The following is a 24,523-nucleotide window of genomic DNA, read 5'->3' on the forward strand; positions in this document are numbered from 1 at the left end:
AACCAAACCAGAAAGATTTATTAAAGTTGAGTAGGGAGGGAAAGTTTATAGTAACCTTGAGTTAAATTAATGATTTCTTTTACATTGATTCGCTCCAAATTAAGATTCTCTTGCATCATAACTCTTCCAATATGATTTGGAAAGATGTTCGATTTTTAAAGCAATTGACATAATGATCATTCCTTAGATTTATTTGATGATTTTATTTTAGTATTTGATAAGTTATGACAGTAGTAATGTTTGTCATTTATTGAGGTGATAAATGTCATGTTTTCTTGTTTATATACATGTTTTACGAAAACATATATAAAAAAAACAAACCATCAAAAGATGATTTGCTCAATATAATTCAATTATTTACCAGGTTGATAATCTTTATCAATAACTAAGATAGGTTTGATAGTCTTACCACTAACAGAATCAGCGTCGGCCTCATTGATTTGGTCAAAGTCGTAGAACTTTTCAGTCAAATCAAATGGAAAGGCACCTAACTTATAAAATTCAATCAAACGAGGGATGTCGATTTGAGGAATCGAGTCACCCATGTTGACGCCGACAACTTTTTTATCATCAACACAAAGATCATTCCAAGTACTAATATCGATGTTATGTGGTGTAACAGCAATTGTAGCGGTTGTACCACCTTGAGTCAAAGCGGCAATCGAATCAGTCATCACTTTGGCAACACCAGTAGTATCAACAGCCCAGTCAACACCAAGACCGCCAGTTAATTTCTTGATAGCTTCAACAGCATCTTCATTTTTACTATTGATAGCGTCGGTTGCACCCATCTTTTTAGCCAATTCCAAACGGGAATCAACAATATCAACGGCAATAACTTTGACACATCCAGAGATCTTACCAGCCATCATGGCAGCTAGACCAACAGCACCAGTACCAAAGACAGCAATTGTGTCGCCAGGTTTTGGTTGTAGAGTATTAAAGACTGTACCACTACCAGTTACATAGCCACAGCCCAAAGGTCCAAGTTTTCTTAGATCAAGATCCTTAGGAACTTTAACAGCGTTTCTCTTGTCGATCACTGTATGAGTTGTAAAAGATGATTGATTGAACATATCACTAACGTGGTGACCATCTTCAGTAAATTGGTCAGATCCGTCAGGACGTGTACCTGAAAGGTTGGATGCAGCATATTTACGACATTGAGTTGGTTTACCTTTCAAACAATTATCGCACTCACCACATGAATAAAATGACATAATAATATGATCGCCGGGTTTAAAATTAGAAACATTTTTACCGACTTTTTCAACAATTCCAGATCCTTCGTGACCTAAAACAACAGGAAAACTAAAGGCGGCATCACCTTTACGTAGAGCCTCATCAGAATGACAAATACCAGAAGCAACGACTTTAACTTGAAGACCGTCATCAGTCACATCAGCTAATTCAACGTCATCCTTAATAACAAATGGATCATTTACTTTATCAACTACAGCAGCTTTAATTCTCATAAGATAAATCCTTCTTCCAAAATTATTTGAAAACGCTTTCTACAATTAGAAATTATTTCACAATATCAAAAATAATTCAATCATATTTTGAAAAAAAGATTAATAAAAACGGTAAAAAAAGTATTTACATTTTGTGATGAAAAGAACAACTAATCGATAAGATATCAATCGTAAGTTTATTTTTGTTATAATGAATCCGTTAAAGTTGTTAATTAATTTTGCAAATTTAGCATTCTTAAAAGTATTATGTAACGTAAACTGGTAGAATATAAAAGCAAAGAAAATTGATTAAAAAGAGTATGGTGAAATATGGAAATAGCAGAAATGTATGGTCAAGTTTTGGCAGGAACTGTGACTGACTTAAATAAGGACGAAGCTTTCGTTCAAATAGATGGGAAGACTTTTGCTTTAGATCTAAATGAATTAACAGAAATTCCAGAATTAGGTGATGAAATCAGTGGATTTATTTATGAGAATCAAGCTCATAAAAACAAAATGACAACTGTTATGCCATTTGTCGTTCAAGGCGTTTGGGATTTTGCTGAAGTAACAGAAGTTAGAACCGATTTAGGCGTTTTCGTAAATGTTGGATTAGAAGATAAGGATATTGTTGTTTCTTTGGATGATCTGCCATTTGAACATTCAGAATGGCCTAAAAAAGGTGATAGTCTGATGGTTAAATTGGAAATTGATCACAAAGGACGCTTATGGGGAAAATTAGCTGATATTGAGCTTTACACTCAAATTGCTCGTAGTCCTGGTGAAGACACTAAGAATAAAGATGAAGAGGGTACTGTTATTGCCATTCGTGAGAGTGGTGCTTTTGTCATGACTGAGAGTTATTATATTGGTTTCATTCATGTCAATGAACAAGGGGAACCTTTACATATCGGCCAACATGTTAAAGCCCGTGTCATTGGTACAAGCCATCGTCGCTTGAACCTCTCAATGAAGCCACGTGCTTATGAAGAAATTACGCCAGATGCACAAATGATTGTTGCTGTGTTGGAACATGCCCAGGAGAAAAAGATTCCTTATACTGATAAAAGTGATCCGGATGATATAAGAGAATACTTCGGTATTAGTAAGGGAAGCTTCAAACGAGCTTTAGGCAATTTAATGAAGCAAGGTAAGATTGAACAAAAAGATGGCTATACTTATCTCAAATAGAGGTAATATTTATGAGTGAAAAACTATCAATTAAGAATCAAAAGATGATTGATGCGATTGCTGATTATGCAAGATATTTACGTTTAGATCGAGGTTTATCCCAAAATACGATTATCTCTTATCAACAGGATCTTCTGGAATTTAGTAGCTTTTTGGAACAACAAAAGATAGCTTTTTATCCTGAGGATCATTTTGTCGTCACTAAATTTTTTGTCAGTCAGGATAAAGAGAAAAAATCTAAGACTTCACAAATGCGAATGTTTTCATCTTTAAAAAGGTTCTATCAATGGATGGAAATGATTGACAAAATCTCGGCCAATCCTATGAACGAATTGGATGCTCCCAAAAAGGGCACACATTTACCAGTGGTTCTATCAATGGAAGAGGTCAACGCTTTGATTGAGTCACCTGATGTTTCTACGCCATTGGGTGTCAGAGATCGGACTATTTTTGAAGTGATGTACGCGACTGGCTTGCGTGTCAGTGAATTAGTCAATCTAAGTATGGATGATCTACATTTGGACTTGGAGTTGATTAAGACTTTGGGTAAAGGGAATAAAGAACGTTTGTTACCAATTGGCGATACAGCTATTACTTGGCTAAAGAAATATTTTGAACAGACACGAAAGCCATTAGTAGAAAAATATGGTGAACAAAAAGAAGTCTTTTTGAACTTTCGTGGTAAGAAATTAACGAGACAGTCGATTTGGCGTATGATCAAGAAGTATATTGCCCAAGTTGGTATTAAAAAAGACGTTACACCACATACTTTGCGCCATTCCTTTGCGACAAATTTGTTGGAAAATGGCGCTGATCTGCGTGTTGTTCAAGAATTATTGGGTCATTCTGATATTTCAACAACACAGATTTATACGCATATTAATCAGACGAGAATGAAACAAGTTTATAATAAGGCTTTTCCGAGAGCCTAAAAAGATGGGAGGGTAAGAATGCTTAGTAAGTATAGTGATGAGAATAAAAAAATTGCGATGGGATTTTTGTCATATATCGGCGATTTGAAGGACTTAGATAATTTAGAACAAGAGTTGGAATTATACTCCGAAGACGAGAATCGGCAGTTGTATCTTTGGAAAAGCAATATGGAAGATTATTCTGGAATTGTGGCCTTGTCGTTCTCAAAAAATACTGTTTTTGTTGAGTATATCTCGCTGAATCCATCCTATCGTTCACAAAGTAATGTGTTTAAAATTTTTGATGATATTCAACAACGCTTTCCAGAATTAATTATTTTAGGAAACTTTACATTGAGTCAGCAAATTCAGCAGTGGCGACAGAATAAGCAGAAACTTGAAAAAGATAAGAAAGAAAAAGAAAACGATTAATGCAAAAATTAAATTTAGTTCTAACTGATTTTCAAGGTCCGATTGATTTGTTGCTGCATTTGATCAAGGAATCAAAAGTGGATATTTACGATATACCAATTGCACAAATTACCCAGCAATATATTGACTATTTAAAAAGTATGAAAGTATTGCAGTTGGATATTGCTGGTGATTATTTGGTCATGGCGTCCACTCTAATGTCAATCAAGAGTAAGATGTTGTTGCCGCAATCTCCAGATGAGATTGAGGACGATATTTCAGAAGATCCACGAAATGAATTGGTTTCACAATTATTGACGTATCAAACTTATAAAAGAGTGGCAGCCTATTTTGAAGAAAAGGAACAAACAAGGCACCAACAATTCGATAAGGGTGTCAGTGTTCCTAAAGAACATCTGAATCAATTTTTGAAACCTGGTTCAGTAGTCTTGAATGATTTGGCGGTGACGTATGCGGAATTATTGAAGGAACAAAAGTTTCATCAGCCGGAAACAGAAACGATTGAAAATGAAACCTTGTCAATTGAAGACGCGACTAAGAACATTTTGAGTGAATTGAAAACAGTTAAAAAGATGACTTTTAAGGCACTTTTGAAATTAAATAATAATATTGAAGAAATAGTCACTGATTTTATGGCGATTCTGGAATTGGCTAGCAAACAGAGAGTCTCAGTCAGCCAGAATGACTTTCAGAGTGAACTATTTATTGAATTGAGGAATTAATGTGTATCAAGCAAAGATAATGGCGTTGTTATTTGTCGCAGGTGATCAGGGTATTAAAGAGCATGATTTAGCTGATCTTTTGGAGATAGATGGTGCGGCTTTGAGACAAAACTTGGAACAATTGAAAGTTAAATTGATAACTGATGGCGAGTCAGGAATTCAATTAGTACAATATAATTCAACTTATAAATTGGTTACTAAAAATGAGAATAGTGAATTATTGACTAAATACTTCAAAGCTGGTTTAGGGACTAAATTGAGTCAGGCGGCTTTAGAAGTTTTGTCGATTATCGCTTATCGTCAACCAATCACGCGAATTGAAATTGATGAGATCCGTGGGGTTCAGAGTTCCGGAAGTATAAATACCCTTTTGGTTCGAAAATTGATTAAAGAGAATGGTAAGAAGAATGTTCCAGGTCACCCTAATTTATATGTGGTGACGGATGAATTTTTTGATTACTTTGGAATTAAGAGTTTAAAAGAATTACCAAAAATAGAGAATTTTGAAGATGCTTCCGAAATAGGAGAAATAAATGGAGAAAGTTAGATTACAGAAATTTATGGCTGATGCAGGAGTTGCTTCCAGACGCAAATCTGAGGAGTTAATTGCTAAAGGTCATGTCAGAGTTAACAATAAAGTAGTTACTGAGATGGGCGTTAAAGTCGATCATCATGATAAAGTTGAAGTCGATGGGATGCCGCTTGAAACAGAAAAGAAACGTTATATTTTAATGTATAAGCCCCGTGGCGTTATTTCTGCCGTCAAGGATAATAAAGATAGAAAAGTTGTGACTGATTTATTAAAGGAAGACGTTGAAGAACGTGTTTATCCTATTGGTCGCTTGGATTATGATACGTCTGGTTTATTATTGTTGACCAATGATGGTGAATTTGCCAATCATTTAATGCATCCTAGATATCACGTGGACAAGACCTATGTAGCTAAGATTGAAGGCATTTTGACGACTGAGGAGATCAAGAAACTAGAGGGTGGAATCAAGTTTAAAGACTACACCTCTGCTCGAGCAAAAGTTTCGGTGATGTCTAAAGACAAGAAGAAAAATTCTTCAATTGTAAAGATAATTATTCATGAAGGTCATAATCATCAAGTAAAAAACATGTTTGATGCTGTAGGACACAAAGTTGAAAAGTTGGCTCGTGAAAAATACGGTTTCTTAACTTTAGATGGACTAGTTTCTGGTAAATATCGTGATTTAACTAGACAAGAGGTAGCCCAGTTGAAGAGTGACAATAAGTAGCATTTATTAAAAATATAAAAGTGGCACATTTTTGGCACACTTTTCGGAATATAGAGGCCGTAATAACTCTTCAGTTGCACCATAATAAGGGTTCTGCTATATTATAAATATAAAATTAAATAATTGGTTTTCAGGGCAGGGTGGAATTCCCGACCGGCGGTAAAGTCCGCGACCCAGCGCAAGCTGGTTGAATTGGTGAAACTCCAATACCGACAGTAAAGTCTGGATGGAAGAAAACAGAGTAAGGTCTGTTTTGGTGTGCCCAAAATAGGCCTTTTTTCTTTGGGAATCAATGGAGAGGTTGATTTTGATGGGAAAGAGTTTAGACAAGTTTCATGAGCTAATTGGAGTAGCTGTTTTTGCGGCATTGGGAACAATTTTGATGTTCTTTGAATTTCCAGTATTGTTTTGGTTACCCTTTTTAAAAATTGATCTTAGTGATGTTGTCACTTTGATAGGGACTTTTGCGTTTGTACCAGTTGGAGGAACTTTGATTGCATTGATCAAGTCAATGGTGCATGTTATTGTTACCGGTAGCGGTGTAGCGGGTTTGATTGGTAATGGCTCAGCTTTTGTTGGAGCGGTTTCATTATTATTACCGTTCAATTATTTTTGGAAAAAGGGTAAAAAAATCTCAGCAATTGTTTTTGGGACCATTGTTATGACGATTGTAATGTCAATTTTAAATTATTTTGTTGTCATGCCACTATACATGAATGTGATAGGAATGAAACTTAATATGAGTTTAGCTGAATATGTGGCAACAGGTGTGGTACCATTTAATATTGTTAAGGCTTTAATCATTTCGATTGCTGTAATGATTGTTTATCCAAGAATTAAAGGACATTTTGCAATAAAATAGATAAACCTTACGTAATTTTATAAATCTTTAAAGAAAAAGTTTAAACTTTTATGATATGCTTTACTAGATAGAAATTAGGAGGTTGGTTTTTAATGGCCGATAAGGATAAAAACAATATGTCTGGCGATACTCGCGTTCCTAAATCCACACAAGGACTTGAGGGATCCGTTAGTCTCGAAGATCTGAAGAAATATCATTTAATTAATAATGGTGAGAATACACCTACGGATGCAGTTTCTGATGATCAAACTTCTAATGATGAGCCTGTAGATAATAATGATAATTCAGATGTTAATAATTCTAACGTCGATGAACAATCTGATTCTATAGATCATCTTCGATCTGAAGAAAGCCAAGATCATTTAAGCGATTCAAAACCGGTAATTAATCCGGATTCAATTGATAATAGTGAACAAAGTTCTCAAGAAGTTAATGAACAACCGGTTGATACTGATGACAATTATGAACAACCAGTCGATAGTGATGAAAATCAAGCAGATACCCAAGAGGATACCAAAAAGAGCGATAAGCCTTGGGAGAATAGTTTTGATACCGATACTGACGACGATGGTCATGTTTCTCGAGCTGTCACTAAAGAAAAGCAACGTGGTAATCATACATTAGTAATAACCTTAGTAATTGCTTTGATTATTATTATGTTTACTCCAGTTGTTTATAATGCTGTGAAAGGCAGTAGTAGTGGAGATTTAGATAGTGCTCAATCTGAAAAATCAGTTGAGAACAAAGATAAGTCTAATAAGAAGAAATCTTCTAAGAAGAAGACGACTCCTAAAAAATCTACTAAGAAATCATCTACTAAGAAAGCAGCTGCAAATAATAATTCAACTGCAAGTAATAAGAGCAATAACGACAGCAATAACAATAGTTCAACAACTGCTAATAATGATACTGATTCTAATGCTAATAGCGGTTCATCAACTGATGGCAGCACTAATAATACAGCATCAGGTACTACTGATAGCAATAGTGGAACGACTACTAATGCTAATGATAGTAATTCGACTTCAAACTCGCAGTCGCAAACTAATCAACAAGCATCTAATACAACGTCGAATAGTAACGATTCATCTACGACGTCAAGCAACGATTCTAGTTCATCAGCTTCGTATTATACGGTTAAAGCTGGAGACAATTGGTTTAGAATCGCATATAATAACGATTTAACAACTGCTCAATTAAAGAGTTTAAATAGTAATGTTGGTACATTGACACCAGGTACTACATTAAGAGTAAAATAGAAGTAATTAAGGGTCTCTGACATTTTTGTCTGGGCCTTTTTATTAAGGAGAGAAAACTAGATGCAAATTGCGATCGATGGACCAGCTTCAGCTGGAAAAAGTACTATTGCTAAATTAATTGCAAAGAATTTAAAATTTGTTTACTGTGATACAGGTGCGATGTATCGGACAGTGACATTGCTTGCAAAAAAGAATGATGTAGGTTATGGTGATACTCTTGATATTTTGAAGTTGATGTCAGAGCACAAGATTCATTTTCTTAATAAGGAAGATGGACAACATGTTTATTTAGATGATGAGGATGTATCTGATACTATTCGAACTGAGGATATTACGAATAATGTTTCTCAAGTCTCAGCTATCAAGGAAGTTAGAACGGAATTGGTAAAAATGCAACGAGATATGGCAAACAATATTGATATTGTGATGGATGGTCGTGATATTGGAACAACTGTTTTGCCAAATGCAGAAGTAAAGATTTTCTTAATAGCAAGTGTAGAAGTGCGTGCTCAAAGAAGATACAAGGAAAATCTTGAACGTGGGATCAAGACACCGTTAAAGGAATTACAGGATGAAATTGCTGCACGTGATTATAAAGATTCACATAGGGAAGTTTCTCCTTTGAGAAAAGCCAGCGATGCAATTGAAATTGATAGTTCAGATATGACGATTGAACAAGTTGTTAAAAAAGTTACAGAAATAGTTAATGAGAAAAAGTAGGGAGGTAGATTATGGCTGTTCCAGTAGTTGCGTTAGTAGGACGCCCCAATGTTGGTAAATCTACTATTTTCAATAGAATAATCAATGAACGACTATCTATTGTAGAAGATACACCAGGTGTAACTAGAGATCGGATTTACTCACGAGCTAGTTGGCTTGGAAAAGAATTTCGCTTGATTGATACCGGTGGTATTGAAATGAGCGGGGAGAAGTTATCAGTTCAAATTAAGAACCAAGCTGAAATTGCGATTGATGAGGCTGATGTCATTGTTTTCATCGTTAATGGTCAAAATAGTGTTACTAAAGAAGATGAGGATGTTGCTAAAATCCTTTATCGGACAAAGAAACCAGTTATTCTTGCTGTTAATAAAGCTGATAATCCAGAACAACGTGAAAACATTTATGATTTCTATTCATTAGGGTTTGGCGATCCTAATCCCATTTCTGGTGCTCAAGGTACTGGTTTAGGTGATTTGTTGGATGAAATTGTTAAGGCATTTCCTAATGATGACAAGGCTGAGGATGATGAATCAATAAAATTTAGTTTCATTGGTCGTCCTAACGTGGGTAAATCATCATTGGTCAATGCTATTTTGGGTGATGAACGAGTTATTGTTTCTGATATGCAAGGAACGACTCGAGATGCTGTCGATACCAAATATCATGATGAAAGACTTGATAAAGATTTTACGATGATTGATACAGCAGGTATTAGAAAACGTGGGAAAGTTTATGAGAATACTGAAAAGTACTCTGTCTTACGTGCGTTGAGTGCAATTGATAAGTCAGATGTTGTCTGTGTAGTTTTGAATGCTGAAGAAGGTATTCGTGAACAGGATAAACGTGTGGCTGGATATGCCCATAATGCTGGTAAAGGTGTTATTATCGTTGTTAATAAATGGGATACTTTGAAAAAAGATACCAATACAATGAAGGACTTTGAAAACCAAATTAGAGTTGAATTTCAATATTTAGCTTATGCGCCAATAATTTTTACTTCGGCTATTAAGGGACAACGATTGGATAAAATTCCAGAATTGGTTGAAAGAGTCTTTGATAATCGTCACCGTCGAATCCAATCATCCGTTCTAAATGATCTCTTGTTGCGGGCAACTTCTATTGCACCAACACCATTAGTTAACGGTAAGCGATTAAGAATCTACTACATGACTCAAGTGGCGATTCAACCGCCAACATTCGTTGTTTTTGTAAATGACAATGAATTATTGCATTTCTCTTATGAAAGATTTTTGATTAATCAATTGCGGGAAACTTTTGACTTTGAAGGGACCCCAATTAAGATTTTACCTAGAAAGCGGAAATAGTCCTAGAATAGTGGCGCTTTATACGTTTTTATTAATATATTTATATTTAGGATAAATTATTGTAAAAAACGGCTTAAATGCTTGCCACATCCGCATTGCTATGGTAGTTTTGTAAATAGAATAATGAATGCATTTAAGGCAGTTCATGTGTTCTAAATTTTTTACAATTTTCGGAGGTATTTTACATATGGCAAATAAAGCTGAACTTATTGATAGTGTAGCAAGCAAAACTGGCTTGACAAAGAAGGATGCAACTTCTGCTGTTGATGCAGTTTTCGAAACAATCCAAGACAACTTATCAGAAGGAAACAAAGTTCAATTGATCGGCTTTGGTAACTTTGAAGTTCGTCAACGTGCTGCTCGTAAGGGTCGCAACCCACAAACTGGTGAAGAAATTAAGATTCCAGCAAGCAAAGTACCTGCATTTAAACCAGGTAAGGCTTTGAAGGATTCAGTTAAATAATTCTCTTTCTTAATTAGGGGCGGTCAATGGACCGTCTTTTTTTACGCAAAAATGGAGGTAAAAATTTGAGTAAAGCAGATGAAGTTATTGATACCATTGATGATGGTGATTTTTCAAAAGTTGATAGTTTAATTCAATCTTCCCTACGAGAAGATGATGATCAAACTAAGTTCTCTTTGGCTGAAACTTTGATGAGTCGTGGCTTATCAGTTCAAGCTAAGACGATTTATGAGCACCTCTTGGACAATTATCCAAGTGAAGGACAGATACTGTCTAGATTGGCTGAAATTGCCGTATCAGATGGTAATAGTGACCAAGCGCTAGATTATATTTCTCAAATCACACCAGATTCACCAGCTTATGCTGAGAATCTCTTGGTGTCGGCTGATATTTATCAATCACAAGGATTATATGAAGTTAGCGAACAAAAATTATTGACTGGAATTCGTGAATATCCCGATGAAGAAGTTTTCAAATTTGCTTTAGCAGAAGTTTATTTCGATGAGAATAAATTCAGCAAAGCACTAACGTATTATGACATGCTCTTGGATATGGGAATTAAGAATTATTCCGGAATATCAATCGTTTTGCGTAAAGCTAGTTCTTTAGCCGGAGATGGACAGTATGAGGAAGCTATCAGTGTTTATGAAGATTTGAATGCAATTGAATTGAATGAAGATGCTCAATTTCAATTAGGTTTTCTCTATAATCAAGTTAAGAATTATAATAAATCCATTGCCATATTGGAAAAGTTATTAGAGACTAATCGCGATTATCCAACAGCTTATCCAATATTAGCCGAAGATTATTTGAATATTAAGAAAAACGATGATGCCTTTAAGTATGCTCAATTAGGATTGAACCTTAATGAGTTAGACGATCGTCTGTATCAAATTGCCTTTGATGCCGGAACTGCTGAGAATACCTCTGAAGCAATTAAGATCATTGAAAAGGGAATCCAAACAGTGGATAATCCTTTACCATTAGTGATCAAATTAAGTGATTATTACATTACTAAAGGACAATTCAAGAGTAATTTGGATCTCTTGGAGGGTCGTGAAATTAGCAACAATCCTAAATTGATTTGGAATTTAGCTAAGTCAGAATTTGAAACTGATGATGTAAATCAAGCTCAAGAGGATATTCTGCAAGTCTTAGACGATTTTAAGGACAATCTAGACTACTTATCAGATTTGATTGAAATCTTGCGTAGCAGTGGAAATAACGATGTTCTCAAGGCGGCTATTCAGTTGTACTTGAAACAAGATCCAGATAATGAAGATATGCAGAATTTGTTAGATCAAATATAAAATAACAAAAGGGATTGAATGTAGATTAAAAAATCTATATTCAATCCCTTTTTTGATAAAAGCTTTTTTAGTCAAAAAAAAGCCGCTTTAGTAAAATTATTGGTCACAGTTACTTTATTATAATGGCTGTAAGCGGTTACTAAAGACTCTTGTGGAGGTCTCTAAATGGAATTTAAACAAATATATATAAATCATATGAAAAATCCAATTGGTTTTGAGTTTGATAACTTATTTATCAATTGTGAGGTGACAGCTAATAATTATCCTAAAAATTTGGAAAAGCGATTAATAATTACTCACTCCGATAAATCAATTTACACAACTGATTGGCAGTTGGCTAAAGATTTGAATTTTAAACCTATTTTTAAATTAGATAGTAAAACAAGGTATACCGTTTTAGTTAAATTAAGATCTGATGAAAAAGTTTATTCTCGAAAAGCCTATTTTGAAACTGGATTAATAAATGGCTTTCACCATAGTCAATGGATCGGAAGCGATGATACTAGTATTCATGGAATTAGTTTAAGCAAGCAGTTTACACTTCCAAAAATTAAACAGGCTCGTTTATACATTAGCGGTCTAGGGTTGTATGAAGCATACATTGATGGACAAAAAGTAGGAGATGAGTATCTAGCTCCCGGATTTACTAATTATAACTATTATGTCCAAATAGCCAGTCATGACGTTTCCAGTTTATTACAAGATTCTGGTTTTCACACGTTGAGGATTATAGTAGGTGATGGTTGGTATAAGGGTAAATTAGGAATTAAAAACCATGGTGGGACGGCTAATCAATATGGAAATATTTTAATGGCTAACGCAGAGTTGGACTATGTAGATGATAGTAAGATTCATCATTCTTTAGGTACCGATATAACATGGAAAACTGAAACATCTCAGATAACCCATTCCGGAATATATTACGGGGAAGATTTGGATGAAACTTTAAGTGTTAAAAGTTTGTCAACAAAGGAATTTAAAAAACCAACGAAACATCTTAAGGATCGGTTGAGTCTACCAATTAAAGAGCATGAAACATTTTATCCTAAAACAGTCAATACTTCTGATCGTAGTGTCGTCTTAGATTTTGGTCAGAATATGGCAGGTTGGGTAACTTTTGAGAATACTTTACCCAAAGGAACTAAAGTTGAATTGCAATATGGGGAAATTCTTCAAAAGGGCATGTTATATCGTGATAATCTAAGATCAGCCCGAGCAACTTTCACATATGTGAGTGATGGCAAAAAACATCTTATTAGACCACATTTTACTTACTTTGGTTTTAGATATGTAAAGTTAGTAGGTTTTCCTAAAGATATAGATGTCAATCTCTTTTGTGCTCAAGCTTTATATTCAGATATGAAACAAATTGGTAGAATTCAAACGAATAATTCATCAGTTAATCAATTATTTAGCAATATCGAATGGGGACAAAAGAGTAATTTTATAGATATTCCGACTGATTGTCCACAACGCGATGAACGTTTGGGTTGGACAGGTGATGCGGCTATTTTTGCTAAAACTGCGAGCTACAACATGGATACTTATCAATTTAACAAGAAATTTGCTTTTGATATTGCAGTGGAACAGAGTTTTCGTGATGGAAAAGTCCCATTATACGTCCCTAATGTTGATGGGGATGATGGTGGAAAAGCTGTTTGGGGAGATGTAGCAACTATTGTCCCTTGGATCACTTATGTACGATCACATGACAGTACAATTCTACGTCAAAATTTTGGTGCCATGATGTCATGGGTCGACTGGATACATGATTATGCCAAATCAACTAAGAATGAATTCTTATGGTTAGATTCTGATCAGCTCGGTGATTGGTTGGCGTTAGATACTGAAGATATTATGCATCTTAAAGGCAAGACTCCAGATGAATTAATTGCTAGTGCTTATTATTATCAATCGGTACGAATTGTTGCGCAAACAGCTTTGATTTTAAATGCTAAACGAGAACATGAATATTACAAGTTATTGGCTGAAAAGATTAAGGAAGCTTTTATTGCAGAATTTTATACCGCTAGTGGTCGTTTAATTACTGATACACAAACGGCATTAGCCTTATGTTTAAAATTAAAATTGTATCCTCAAGGATCCCAGAAAAGGATTACTCAAAAATTAGTTGGTCGAATTGAAAAAGACCAGAATCATTTAACGACAGGATTTGTGGGAACACCGGCATTGTTACCGGCTCTATCGGAAAATGGACAAAATGATTTAGCTGTACAGATATTCTTGAATGATGATTATCCTAGTTGGCTTTATGAAGTAAAAATGGGTGCGACAACAATTTGGGAACGTTGGAATTCAGTTATGCCTGATGGTTCTATCAGCGATAATGGGATGAACTCACTTAATCATTATTCTACCGGCGCAGTAATGCAATGGGCTTATGAGTATCTTTTAGGAATTAAACAAGGTGAGAGCTTAACCATCCAACCAGAAATAACACCTAAGCTTAGAAAGATGAGTGGTTATACGGAACTGGATACTGGAAAATTAAATATTCAATGGAAATTGGTTGATCATCAAGGGTCTAAAGTTAACTTAATATTGGATCTACCATTTGCTAATGCTGCCAAGGTTATTTTGCCTAGGACAAATGCTTGGATTGATAACGGAGTCAGACATCGAAATGGTGATATTTTATCACCTGGTCATCATGAAATATCTTACAATCCAAAGACCAATTTTATTGATACTTTTAACGTTCATACAGCTCTATCACAATTTATAGACAATCGTGAAATAACAGGTGCTTTAAAACAATTAGTACCATTTTGGGATTTCATTCAATTACCTGGCAATATTGAGCATTTTAAGGACTATTCAATCTTACAGTTGAGTCGGGAAATGAAAGGAATAGGTTTTTCACCACTAACTGAGGAACAATTAGAAAAGATAAATCAATATTTTAGAACTTATGCTCAAAGTCAAATAGAAGAGGAAGATGAATTAAAATGAGAAAAATAATGACACGATTTGCAATTTTGATATTGTCTGTTTTTACCGTAAGCGCTGGAGCAACTGCGGCAACAATTCCGTTAATTATGAAGAGCTTTCCAAATATTAGTTCAACAACAATTGAGCTTTTAATGACGATACCTTCATTAGGAATTATCGTTTTCACACCAGTAAGTAATTGGGTAGCTGATCTTATCAGCGTGAAAAAAACTATCATGACAGGCCTTGTTCTAATTTTCTTTGGCGGGGTCATTCCAGCCATTACGATGAATTTTCCATTGATTTTCGTTTCTAGAATTATTTTGGGATTAGGAACAGGTTTATTAATGTCTTTTTCACAGTCATTGATCATTCAACTATATCAAGGTAGAGAGCAACAAAGAATGCTGGGACTATCCAGTGTTTTTCAAGGCTTAGGGATGTTTGTTATGACTTATGCAGCTGGAGTTCTATTAAATAATGGCTGGCAGATGTCGTATTGGGTTTATTTGATTGTTGTACCTATTATCCTTTTAGTTGGTGTTTATGTGCCTAAAACAGTAGGGAAAGTGGTTGATAAAGACCACCCTGAAGCAGCATCTGACAGTAAAAAAATTGACGGGAAAATTTGGTTATTAGCATTATTTGCATTTGTATTTAATGCTACGTTTGCTTTTATATCTATTAAATTTGCTCTCTTAGTTGTTTCAAGAAATTATGGTACTGCTGCTGATGCAAGTACATTATTGGGACTAATGGCCTTTGCCATGGCAGCTGGTGGATTTGTTTTCATGTATGTTCAAAAACATTGGTTCAAATATACAACAGCAATTGGTTTAGGGTTTGCTACGATTTCATTTTTACTTTTGACTATTTCACATTCTCTAATCCTAAGTGGTTTAGGTGTTATCTTAGTTGGTATTTCAGTTTCAATTTTTATGGCTTCAATGGTTGCTAATATCAATAAAATGACATCTGCTAGTCAAGTGGCATTCTCCACCTCAGTAGTTATGACTTGTGCCAATATAGGAACACTTCTATCACCCTATTTTGCTAAAGCAATTTCAAATGTTTTTGGTAATCAAGAGGCTGGATTCACTTTTGAAGCGGGATTAATTATTTTTGCTATCTTATTTGTAATAGCAACTTTTGTTGGAATAAATTACTCAAGATTCGAATATAAAGAGTCAAATAAGTTATCGAATAATGTGAGAACACAAAATTAGGAGAAAAATAATGTTAAGTAAAGAAGCAAAAGAAGCAATTAAAATTGCTAGGACCATCAAAGAGCAGCAATCCGATGCTCTAACTCCAGATCAAGCTGTTTATTTAAGAAATGATGCTGATAAAAATAATAGTGTACCGGTTCCTGATGATATTCAATTGGATGAAGTTACTGAAGGGACTAAAGGTGAACTTTATCATTTTAACAACGTTAAAGATACTGTTTTAATGTTCATCCATGGAGGTGCTTATGCCACAGGAACAGTCAAATCGAGAAGAAATCTTTGTTTTAATCTATTAAGACGTCTTTTGTGTGATGGCTTTTCAGTTGAATATCGACAATGGCCAGAAGCAAAACATCCAGCAGCACAGGAAGATGTTTTGGCAGCGTATAGTTTTTTGAAGAGGCGTTATAAGCATGTGTTAATATTCGGTGAATCAGCTGGAGCTACTTTAGCTTTGACCTTAACGTTGCAATTGAAGGCTGAACATAAGGAATTGCCAGATAAGCTTGCTGTCTTTTCACCAGTAATTACTCAAGTGAATACGATGCCGTCAGAATTTCTCATGCAAGAACGTGACCCTATGTTGCTTGGTGCAGGAGAGCCTGTTCCATACTTTGCAGAACCTTATAAAAATGATCCATTGATTTCACCAATATTTGGTGATTTTACCGGTTTTCCGCCTTTAATGATTAATTGTGGAAGTGAAGAAGTAAAGTATGATGATTCTAAAGTGTTGAACTATCTTTGTCAAAAAGCGGGTGTAGATGTAAATTGGACAGTTTGGCAAGATTTGTTTCATGTTTTTGTATTGTTTGATATGCCGGAAACAAATCAAGCGTTGGACAAGATTGCTAACTTTTTAAAATAAAGTAGGGCACAACCTACTCAATCTTTAAGCATTAACGCAAAAAGAACTCGGTAATCATACTTTGACTACCGAGTTCTTTATTTTTAATTGGAGAAAGCTATATTAGGTTATAAATTTTGATTCTTTTTAAATTGTGAGGGTGAAATGCCGGTGGCATTTTTGAAAGTTCTGGAGAATTGAGAGGTACCGTTATATCCCAAGGTGTTGGCGATTTCATAGACTGATAATTGAGTGAATAGAAGTAATTGCTTTGCCGAAAGAATTCTTTGTGAGGTGAGAAATTCAATGATACTAACACCAGTAGTTCGCTTGAAGAGATGAATCAAGTAAGATTTACTACATCCCATTTCTTGCGCAATCTCGTCAATATTCTTGACAGTTGCTAAATTGTCATAAATATATTCTTGGGTTCGATAAATTAAAAAAGGAATATTCTTTCGCTTGATTTGTGCAACGTTTTTGACGAACCGTTCACCAATCGTTCTCGTGTATTCGTAGATGTTAGTGATATTTTGTTTTAATTCAGTTTTTTTAATACATTCATCGCTGAGATCGTAGGCGTTCTCGGCATACATACCGCCACGGATAGCGGCACGGGTGAACAGTGTGGTTGCAGCAACAGTAATATTTTTTTTGCTACGTAAATCTGAGGTTGCAAGAATACCGAAATTTCCCTTATCCATGAATTGGACATAGTTATTGTTGAACTCTTTCAAATTACCATGTTCGACGCCTAAAAGCATTTGTTGTTCCGCTAAATAGCCATTGTGTGATGGCTTATGAATATTGAATGATTCAAATTCTTGATTAGGACGATCAATAATATCAAAGTCTGACAAAGATAATTGACTTTCAGTAAATTTGGGAGTGCTTTGTGTTAATGACAAATAGAACAAGGTTAGTTGTGCTTCAAAGGTATGAAAGTCAATCAAGGGGACTTTATCATCGTATTTTCCATTGCCACTGATCATATTTGAAGTCGCCCAAACGACTACCTTATGGTGATCAATTTGGAAAGTAGCTATGCTGCCAATTCTTAAAAACATATGAATAGAGATTTTTTGACTTATATTCATTAATAATTTATTAGCTAGTTTTGTCGGCAATTGAGGTGCAATCGGCATCTTGAAAGTTGCGATAGCTTGATCTTGAGAATTGAATACAAAAGTCGATAAATTAGTCGCTTCGAAAAATGATTTTGCTACATCGGTGATTTTCATTAAAAGCCTCATTTCAAAAAACATTATTTGTAAAGAAAAAGCTACATTAAGCAAAAAGATTATATGAAAATAATAATAATAGGATATGTGAATTGTAAAGGAGAAAAAATGAAAATTTATTTAGCATTTGATATTGGGGGAACTAAATTAAAATACGCTTTAATAAGTGAACAAGGGCAACTATTAAAAAGGTACTCTGAAAGTACAATTGTTAGTTCAAAATCAGAATTTATTAAACGCTTTAATCAAATTGTTGATAAATTTGAAACACAAATTTCTGGGATTGGCGTCAGTGTGCCTGGAAAAGTTGATTTTCAAACACAGAAAATAAGCTTTGGAGGATCATTACCATTTTTAGATGGAATTTCATTTAATGAAATTTTAAATACCAGATTACCTGTATTTGTAGAAAATGATGCTAACGCTGCTACTTTAGCTGAAATGTGGTTGGGCTCATTAAGAGATGTTAACAGTGGTGTAATGCTTGTCTTAGGTACAGCCGTAGGATCAGGAATCATGATAAATAAAAGACTTCTATATGGCGTCCATCAACAAGCCGGCGAAGTCAGTTTTGTAAGCTATAGCAAATTGGATAAAGAGCATATGATGGGGAGTCAAGGCTCAGCGGTAGCTTTGATAGAGGATATTGCCCGGAATGCTAAGTTAAGTGAATTAGATGATGGTCGAGCAGTTTTTAAAATGATTAATCAGGGAAACAGTTATGCAGTAAATAGGTTTAAAATTTTTTGTCAAAATTTGGCGTCATTAATTTATAATATGCAAACTATTCTAGATGTAGAACGGTTTGTAATTGGTGGTGGTATTTCACAACAAAGTATCGTTGTAAAAGGAATCAATCAAGCATTATGTGATTTGCGACAAACTAGTTCTTTTGTAAGTACCACTTTAGAAGCACCTAGAGTCGTTAGTTCAAGATTGTATAATGATGCCAATCTTTTTGGGGCTATTTCTCATTTTGAATTAAGGGATGTAAATAATTTGAGCCAAAATATTGAAGATAATTAAGAACGAAGAGGTGTTCTATGGATCAATCAAAGTTAAAGAAAGACAATAGGGATTTTCTTTTTTATATAAGTCGTTTAGCAACTATTTTTTCAATTATGATGTATGTTTCATATATTCCTCAAATTTTAGATAATTTGAATGGTATGAAAGGAAATCCTATCCAACCGTTGAGCGCTACGATCAATAGTGCTTTGTGGGTTTTATACGGATTATTGAAAGATAAAAAGGATTGGCCAGTTATAATAGCTAATTTACCAGGTATAGTTTTAGGATTATTAACCTTTTTAACGGCACTTTAGTTCAATAATCCTTAGTCTTTATTTAGTAACATTTCTGATTGGTATATAATAAATGAAGACTTTATGATTATGTGAGGTAAGAATATGCAAATCAAGCAACTTCCTGAGGATTTCAAACAGGCATTACCAGTACTAGAAAAAATCGAACAAGCCGGCTATGAAGCCTATTTTGTTGGCGGAAGTGTGCGCGATCATATTTTAGGACTGCCGATTCACGATGTGGATATTGCGACGAGTGCTTACCCTGAAGAAATTAAAAGTATCTTTAAAAGAACGGTCGACACGGGGATACAACATGGGACAGTCACGGTCTTGTTAAACGATGATTCTTATGAAATTACGACTTTTCGAACGGAATCGGGCTATCAAGATTATCGTCGACCTGATAAGGTCACTTTTGTTCGTTCCTTGTCGGATGATTTGAAGCGCCGTGATTTTACGATCAATGCTTTGGCAGTCGATTTAAACGGAAATGTCATTGATAAGTTCGATGGTCTTAAAGATCTTGATAAAAAAATTATTCGTGCCGTTGGCAAAGCAGAGGAAAGATTTCATGAAGATGCCTTAAGAATGATGCGTGCTGTCAGATTTCAAGCACAGCTGAATTTTAAAATTGAGGATAAGACGGCGAAAGCAATCGCTGATAACGCTCCTTTATTATCTAAAATCGCTATTGAACGTATTCGCGAGGAATTCGTCAAATTACTCTTGAGTAGGTCTTGGCAAACTGGTTTTGCAGACTTTTTGAACCTTCATTTGAGTGAATTTTGCCCAGGCTTTAAAGATAAGCGAACTGAATTGGCCGAATTGTTAGAATCAAAGGACAAAGTTTTTTTAGATGAAGAAGAAGCGTGGAGTGCAATTGGATACGTTTTGAACTTAAATCATCCTGAATTCAATCATTTCTTACGCAACTGGAAGGTTTCTAATAAGACTAGGGAAATGAGTGTCAATACTTTGAAGATGTTGCATTTATTTGAGAGTCAAGATTTCGATGTTTGGAATATTTATAAATTAGGTTTAGATAATTTCAAACGGGTGATCAGTCTCTGTCAAATATTTCAAATTGAGTTTGACTATGACAAATTAAGACAAAAGGTAAATCAGATTTCTATTAAAAATAGTCATGATTTAGCAATTTCGGGAAAGGATATTTGTCAGATTCTTGAGGTTAAACCAGGCCCAATAATTGGAAAATCAATGTCACAAATAGAGCGAGCTGTCGTGGAAGGAAACGTTTACAATAATTTTGATGAATTAAGACATTATTTGTTAAGTAATCAATAATGCTGTGTTATTATGAAAACAGTAAGTATTTTAGGATTTGAAAGGGTGATAATATGACTAAGCATGTTTTTAAGGAATTAAAATTCTACTTTAGAAACGGTGATACTTGGACGGTCGATCATGGTGAAATGAGCGACGTCTGGATTTCTCGTGTAACTACTAGTTATGGACGTATTGAAGGTGGAAGAATGCAAGAAATCCATCCATGCAAACGTTTCAGAATTGAGATTCTACCTGCAGCTGATTATATTAAGGATACTGATGTATCGACAGCTGCCTTAGCTGATGGGATGTTCAACCGTATTATTAAATATCAAGATATCGAAAAGTGCGACATTGTATTTGAAGATGACGAAGATAAGGAGCCAATGCAAATTTACTTCCCATTCAAGCAAAAAGATGCTGAAGGATTAGATAATGTTTATCAAACTTCAACGATTTCAAGTAAGAGTGGTAATCTGTTTATTTCAATTAATCCAGAGAATACAGTTTATGATTTATATAAAGAAGAACTTTAATTAATCTTACGTACGGGACAGTAGCTAATAACTATTGGTCCCGTATTTTATTGAGGGGAAATATATTATGGGAAATTTAAAAATTGGTTCGATGGTAAAAATTGCTGACCCAACCGATGCGATGAAGGATCAAATTGGAGCAGTCGTTTATTTTGATGAGAAGCGCAACAAAATATTGGTTAGATTTGGTGGAGTTCAACAAATGTATTACACCAAAAATCAACTGCAAGAATATCTCTAAGAAGTTTTACAATCTTTAGGTTACATGTGATAATAAATATTGAAAAAGTCTTAATACCTCTATCTAGATGGGTAGAGGAATTTTTTATTTATAGTGGTGAAAATTAATTGAAAACCTTGAATATAACGAATGCATCGAAAACTTTCGGTGAAAGAACCCTTTTTAAAAATGTAACTTTTACAATTAATGAGGGTGATCGAATTGGTCTCTTAGGATTAAATGGGACTGGTAAGACTACTCTTTTGGATGGAATTGTCAATAACAATGATTTGAATACCATCAATATTGATAAACCTAAAGATTATAAAATTTCCTATCTCAAACAGCAGCCCGATTTGGATGATAATTCATCAGTGATTGATGCTGTTTTTAATGGTAGCGGCGAAAAGTTTCAATTGATTCGTCAATATGAAAACTCATTGACTAAGTTCAATGCCCATTCAACTGATACTAAAATTCAAAATGAATTCTTTAAATTGCAGGAAAGAATGAATGCGGCTGAAGCTTGGCAGATGGAGTCTGATGTTAAAGCAATTTTGAATAAGTTAGGGATCACAGAATTAGATAAGAAGATTTCTGAATTATCAGGTGGTCAACAAAGACGTGTTGCTTTAGCTCAGACTTTGATTTCTGAAGCTGATCTTTTGATTCTGGATGAGCCTACTAATCATTTGGATTATGAAGCTATTGACTGGCTACAATCGTATTTGAGTAAATACAAGGGTTCCGTTTTGTTCGTAACTCATGATCGTTACTTTTTGAATGAAGTAGCAACGAGAATCTTTGAAATTGAAAATCGTAATGTAACTGAATACGATGGTAATTACGAAAAATACTTGCAACAAAAGGCTGACAATGAAGAAATTTACGCTTCCGTTCAACATCATAAGACACAACTCTATAAACAGGAGTTAAAGTGGATGCGTGCTGGTGTCAAGGCTAGAGGGACTAAGCAGCAAGCTAGAAAAGACCGTTTCAGTGATTTAAAAGAGGATCTACAGGATAAACCAGATGTAGAAAAGGAAATGTCAATTGACATAGCTCAACAACGTTTGGGAAATGATGTCTTTGATATCAAAGAAGCTAGCTTGAAATTTGCGCAACATGTTATTTTGAACCAATTCAGCTACTTAGTTTCACGGGGTGATCGAATTGGTATTACTGGGGCAAATGGTTCAGGTAAGACCACCTTTTTGAATGCCATTGCGAAGAAACTTCCCTTAGATAGCGGTGAAATCAAGACTGGTCAGACAGTTAAAATTGGTTATTATACGCAACAAACCGAAAATATGGACCCTGATAAACGTGTCATCAGATATTTGGAAAGTATCGGTCAAGGTGTTCGTAACTCTGGTGGCGAGCACATGTCGGCTTCACAGATGTTAGATACTTTCAAATTTGATCATCAAATGCAAGGAGCCTTTATTCGTGAACTTTCTGGTGGTGAGAAACGTCGTTTGTACTTGTTAGCGATCTTAATGGATCAGCCGAATGTCTTATTACTTGATGAGCCAACTAATAATTTGGATATTGAAACTCTGACAATTTTGGAAGATTATTTGAATAGTTTCAAGGGAACTGTTTTGGCTGTTTCTCATGATCGCTATTTTCTTGATAAGGTTGCAGATAAACTATTGATTTTTGAAGGTCAAGGTGAGATTGAAGAAAGTTATGACTCATACTCAGGCTATCTTCAAAAGGCAACTGCTAAAAAGCAGGCTAAGCATCATGAAATTAAGGAACAAAAGCATCAAGAAGTTAAACAACGTGCAGAGGACAAACCAGAGTCTAAGAAGAAGAAACTAACTTATGCGGAACAGATAGAATATAACAAATTGGAACCAGAGATCGACAAGCTTGATACAGAAATTTCTAATTTGGAAAAAGAATTAAATGACCCAGCTAATGATTATGAGAAATTAATGGATTATCAAAAACAATTGGATGAAGCTAATCAAAAAGAAGATAAATTAATGGAACGCTGGGATTATTTGAGTCAATTCGCTTAGGAGGAAAAGATGCAAAACGAACAACAATATTTAGATCTCTTACAATATGTTTTAGATCATGGTCATAAGAAAAGCGACCGTACCGGAACAGGGACTATCAGTACTTTTGGATATCAGATGAGATTTGACCTACAAGAATCGTTTCCTCTTTTGACAACTAAGAAGATTCCTTTTGGATTGATCAAAAGCGAATTGTTGTGGTTTTTGCATGGCGACACTAATATTAAATATCTTTTAGAACATCATAATCATATTTGGGATGAATGGGCTTTTAAAAATTACATTGAGAGTTCTGATTACAAAGGTCCTGATATGACTGATTTTGGTCGTCGCAGTTTAGTTGACGATGTTTTTGCACAAGAATATAAAGCTCAAAAAGATAAATTTGATAAAGCTATTCTTGAAAATGATACATTTGCACAAAAATTTGGTAATTTAGGCGATGTCTATGGCGCACAGTGGCGTCACTGGCAAAAAAGAAACGGTGGTTTTATTGATCAAATTGCTAATGTTATTCAACAAATCAAAACGACTCCCGATTCTAGGCGTTTAATCGTCAGTGCTTGGAATCCTGAAGATATTCCATCAATGGCATTACCACCGTGTCACACATTGTTTCAATTTTACGTTAATGATGGCAGGTTATCTTGTCAGCTGTATCAAAGAAGCGGTGATCTCTTTTTAGGCGTTCCCTTTAATATTGCCAGCTATGCTTTATTGACGCACTTAATTGCTCGTGAAACTGGTTTGAAGGTCGGAGAATTCGTTCATACCTTAGGGGATGCTCATATTTATTTGAATCACCTAGATCAAGTTAAAGAACAGTTGAGTCGAACTAAAAGTGTGGGACCACAATTAGAAATTAAGAGTGATAAAAGTATTTTTGATATTGATACTAAAGATATTATTGTCAATAATTACCATCCCCAACCAGCTATTAAAGCGCCGGTTGCTGTTTAGGAGGAA

Annotated in this window: 24 protein-coding genes and 1 riboswitch; of the genes, 22 read left to right on the forward strand and 2 right to left on the reverse strand. The window is 34.8% G+C overall.

Annotation, left to right across the window (positions count from 1 at the left end):
• Nucleotides 1-353 precede the first annotated feature (353 nt).
• Nucleotides 354-1,475 (reverse strand): NAD(P)-dependent alcohol dehydrogenase, encoded by a 1,122-nt coding sequence (locus LA20249_RS02340; protein WP_057739426.1) that lies wholly within the window; start codon nucleotides 1,473-1,475, stop codon nucleotides 354-356.
• A gap of 309 nt (nucleotides 1,476-1,784) precedes the next feature.
• Between LA20249_RS02340 and LA20249_RS02345 the strand changes: the two genes are divergently transcribed.
• The 15 genes from LA20249_RS02345 to LA20249_RS02415 all read left to right on the forward strand — a co-directional run bounded on the left by LA20249_RS02345 (nucleotide 1,785) and on the right by LA20249_RS02415 (nucleotide 16,957).
• Nucleotides 1,785-2,645: a CvfB family protein gene (locus LA20249_RS02345; protein ID WP_057739428.1), complete on the forward strand. Its 861-nt coding sequence runs from the start codon at nucleotides 1,785-1,787 to the stop codon at nucleotides 2,643-2,645.
• An 11-nt stretch (nucleotides 2,646-2,656) separates the two neighbouring features.
• On the forward strand, nucleotides 2,657-3,577 hold the full coding sequence (xerD, locus tag LA20249_RS02350; protein WP_186809191.1) for a site-specific tyrosine recombinase XerD: 921 nt from the start codon (nucleotides 2,657-2,659) through the stop codon (nucleotides 3,575-3,577).
• An 18-nt stretch (nucleotides 3,578-3,595) separates the two neighbouring features.
• On the forward strand, nucleotides 3,596-3,988 hold the full coding sequence (locus tag LA20249_RS02355; RefSeq protein ID WP_057739430.1) for a hypothetical protein: 393 nt from the start codon (nucleotides 3,596-3,598) through the stop codon (nucleotides 3,986-3,988).
• Nucleotides 3,988-4,710 carry a segregation and condensation protein A gene (locus LA20249_RS02360; protein ID WP_057739432.1) on the forward strand — a complete coding sequence of 241 codons (723 nt, stop codon included), beginning with the start codon at nucleotides 3,988-3,990 and terminating at the stop codon, nucleotides 4,708-4,710. Before LA20249_RS02355 ends, LA20249_RS02360 begins: the two co-directional genes overlap by 1 nt.
• A 1-nt stretch (nucleotide 4,711) precedes the next feature.
• Nucleotides 4,712-5,257, forward strand: a complete 546-nt coding sequence (gene scpB / locus LA20249_RS02365) for an SMC-Scp complex subunit ScpB (RefSeq protein ID WP_101836858.1) — start codon at nucleotides 4,712-4,714, stop codon at nucleotides 5,255-5,257.
• Nucleotides 5,244-5,969 carry a pseudouridine synthase gene (locus LA20249_RS02370; protein WP_057739434.1) on the forward strand — a complete coding sequence of 242 codons (726 nt, stop codon included), beginning with the start codon at nucleotides 5,244-5,246 and terminating at the stop codon, nucleotides 5,967-5,969. The genes scpB and LA20249_RS02370 overlap by 14 nt, the downstream gene beginning before the upstream one ends.
• Before the next feature lie 122 nt (nucleotides 5,970-6,091).
• Nucleotides 6,092-6,211, forward strand: a riboswitch (FMN riboswitch).
• A gap of 68 nt (nucleotides 6,212-6,279) precedes the next feature.
• Nucleotides 6,280-6,831: an ECF transporter S component gene (locus LA20249_RS02375; protein ID WP_057739436.1), complete on the forward strand. Its 552-nt coding sequence runs from the start codon at nucleotides 6,280-6,282 to the stop codon at nucleotides 6,829-6,831.
• Between the two features lie 92 nt (nucleotides 6,832-6,923).
• Nucleotides 6,924-8,090, forward strand: a complete 1,167-nt coding sequence (locus tag LA20249_RS02380; RefSeq protein WP_057739438.1) for a LysM peptidoglycan-binding domain-containing protein — start codon at nucleotides 6,924-6,926, stop codon at nucleotides 8,088-8,090.
• A 60-nt stretch (nucleotides 8,091-8,150) separates the two neighbouring features.
• Nucleotides 8,151-8,810, forward strand: coding sequence for a (d)CMP kinase (cmk, locus tag LA20249_RS02385; RefSeq protein ID WP_057739440.1), 660 nt, complete (start codon nucleotides 8,151-8,153; stop codon nucleotides 8,808-8,810).
• 11 nt (nucleotides 8,811-8,821) lie between these two features.
• A complete protein-coding gene (gene der / locus LA20249_RS02390; RefSeq protein ID WP_057739442.1) occupies nucleotides 8,822-10,135 on the forward strand; it encodes a ribosome biogenesis GTPase Der in 1,314 nt (437 codons plus the stop codon).
• A 187-nt stretch (nucleotides 10,136-10,322) separates the two neighbouring features.
• A complete protein-coding gene (locus tag LA20249_RS02395; protein ID WP_057739444.1) occupies nucleotides 10,323-10,598 on the forward strand; it encodes an HU family DNA-binding protein in 276 nt (91 codons plus the stop codon).
• A gap of 65 nt (nucleotides 10,599-10,663) precedes the next feature.
• Entirely contained in the window at nucleotides 10,664-11,908 is a 1,245-nt protein-coding gene (locus LA20249_RS02400; RefSeq protein ID WP_057739858.1) for a tetratricopeptide repeat protein, read from the forward strand.
• A 165-nt stretch (nucleotides 11,909-12,073) separates the two neighbouring features.
• Complete coding sequence (locus tag LA20249_RS02405; RefSeq protein ID WP_057739446.1) at nucleotides 12,074-14,881, forward strand: family 78 glycoside hydrolase catalytic domain; 2,808 nt, start codon at nucleotides 12,074-12,076, stop codon at nucleotides 14,879-14,881.
• Nucleotides 14,878-16,086, forward strand: coding sequence for an MFS transporter (locus tag LA20249_RS02410; RefSeq protein WP_057739448.1), 1,209 nt, complete (start codon nucleotides 14,878-14,880; stop codon nucleotides 16,084-16,086). The genes LA20249_RS02405 and LA20249_RS02410 overlap by 4 nt, the downstream gene beginning before the upstream one ends.
• A 10-nt stretch (nucleotides 16,087-16,096) precedes the next feature.
• The gene (locus tag LA20249_RS02415) at nucleotides 16,097-16,957 is read left to right on the forward strand and encodes an alpha/beta hydrolase (protein WP_057739450.1); all 861 of its coding nucleotides are present in this window, start codon (nucleotides 16,097-16,099) and stop codon (nucleotides 16,955-16,957) included.
• A 107-nt stretch (nucleotides 16,958-17,064) separates the two neighbouring features.
• Here LA20249_RS02415 and LA20249_RS02420 read toward each other — a convergent pair whose 3' ends face one another.
• On the reverse strand, nucleotides 17,065-18,177 hold the full coding sequence (locus tag LA20249_RS02420; RefSeq protein ID WP_057739453.1) for an AraC family transcriptional regulator: 1,113 nt from the start codon (nucleotides 18,175-18,177) through the stop codon (nucleotides 17,065-17,067).
• 108 nt (nucleotides 18,178-18,285) lie between these two features.
• On the opposite strand from LA20249_RS02420, the gene LA20249_RS02425 reads away from it, so the two are divergent.
• The 7 genes from LA20249_RS02425 to LA20249_RS02450 all read left to right on the forward strand — a co-directional run bounded on the left by LA20249_RS02425 (nucleotide 18,286) and on the right by LA20249_RS02450 (nucleotide 24,517).
• On the forward strand, nucleotides 18,286-19,203 hold the full coding sequence (locus tag LA20249_RS02425; protein WP_057739454.1) for an ROK family protein: 918 nt from the start codon (nucleotides 18,286-18,288) through the stop codon (nucleotides 19,201-19,203).
• Between the two features lie 17 nt (nucleotides 19,204-19,220).
• Nucleotides 19,221-19,502, forward strand: a complete 282-nt coding sequence (locus LA20249_RS02430) for a SemiSWEET family transporter (protein WP_057739456.1) — start codon at nucleotides 19,221-19,223, stop codon at nucleotides 19,500-19,502.
• Nucleotides 19,503-19,586: 84 nt separating this feature from the next.
• Entirely contained in the window at nucleotides 19,587-20,789 is a 1,203-nt protein-coding gene (locus LA20249_RS02435; protein ID WP_057739459.1) for a CCA tRNA nucleotidyltransferase, read from the forward strand.
• A 53-nt stretch (nucleotides 20,790-20,842) separates the two neighbouring features.
• Nucleotides 20,843-21,307 (forward strand): hypothetical protein, encoded by a 465-nt coding sequence (locus tag LA20249_RS02440; protein ID WP_057739461.1) that lies wholly within the window; start codon nucleotides 20,843-20,845, stop codon nucleotides 21,305-21,307.
• Nucleotides 21,308-21,374: 67 nt separating this feature from the next.
• Complete coding sequence (locus LA20249_RS11635; protein WP_157054444.1) at nucleotides 21,375-21,548, forward strand: hypothetical protein; 174 nt, start codon at nucleotides 21,375-21,377, stop codon at nucleotides 21,546-21,548.
• 107 nt (nucleotides 21,549-21,655) lie between these two features.
• A complete protein-coding gene (locus LA20249_RS02445) occupies nucleotides 21,656-23,557 on the forward strand; it encodes an ABC-F family ATP-binding cassette domain-containing protein (protein WP_057739463.1) in 1,902 nt (633 codons plus the stop codon).
• 9 nt (nucleotides 23,558-23,566) lie between these two features.
• Nucleotides 23,567-24,517 carry a thymidylate synthase gene (locus LA20249_RS02450; RefSeq protein WP_057739466.1) on the forward strand — a complete coding sequence of 317 codons (951 nt, stop codon included), beginning with the start codon at nucleotides 23,567-23,569 and terminating at the stop codon, nucleotides 24,515-24,517.
• Nucleotides 24,518-24,523 lie beyond the last annotated feature (6 nt).

Origin of the sequence: Companilactobacillus alimentarius DSM 20249 (genome assembly GCF_002849895.1) — a bacterium.
Taxonomy (GTDB): domain Bacteria; phylum Bacillota; class Bacilli; order Lactobacillales; family Lactobacillaceae; genus Companilactobacillus; species Companilactobacillus alimentarius.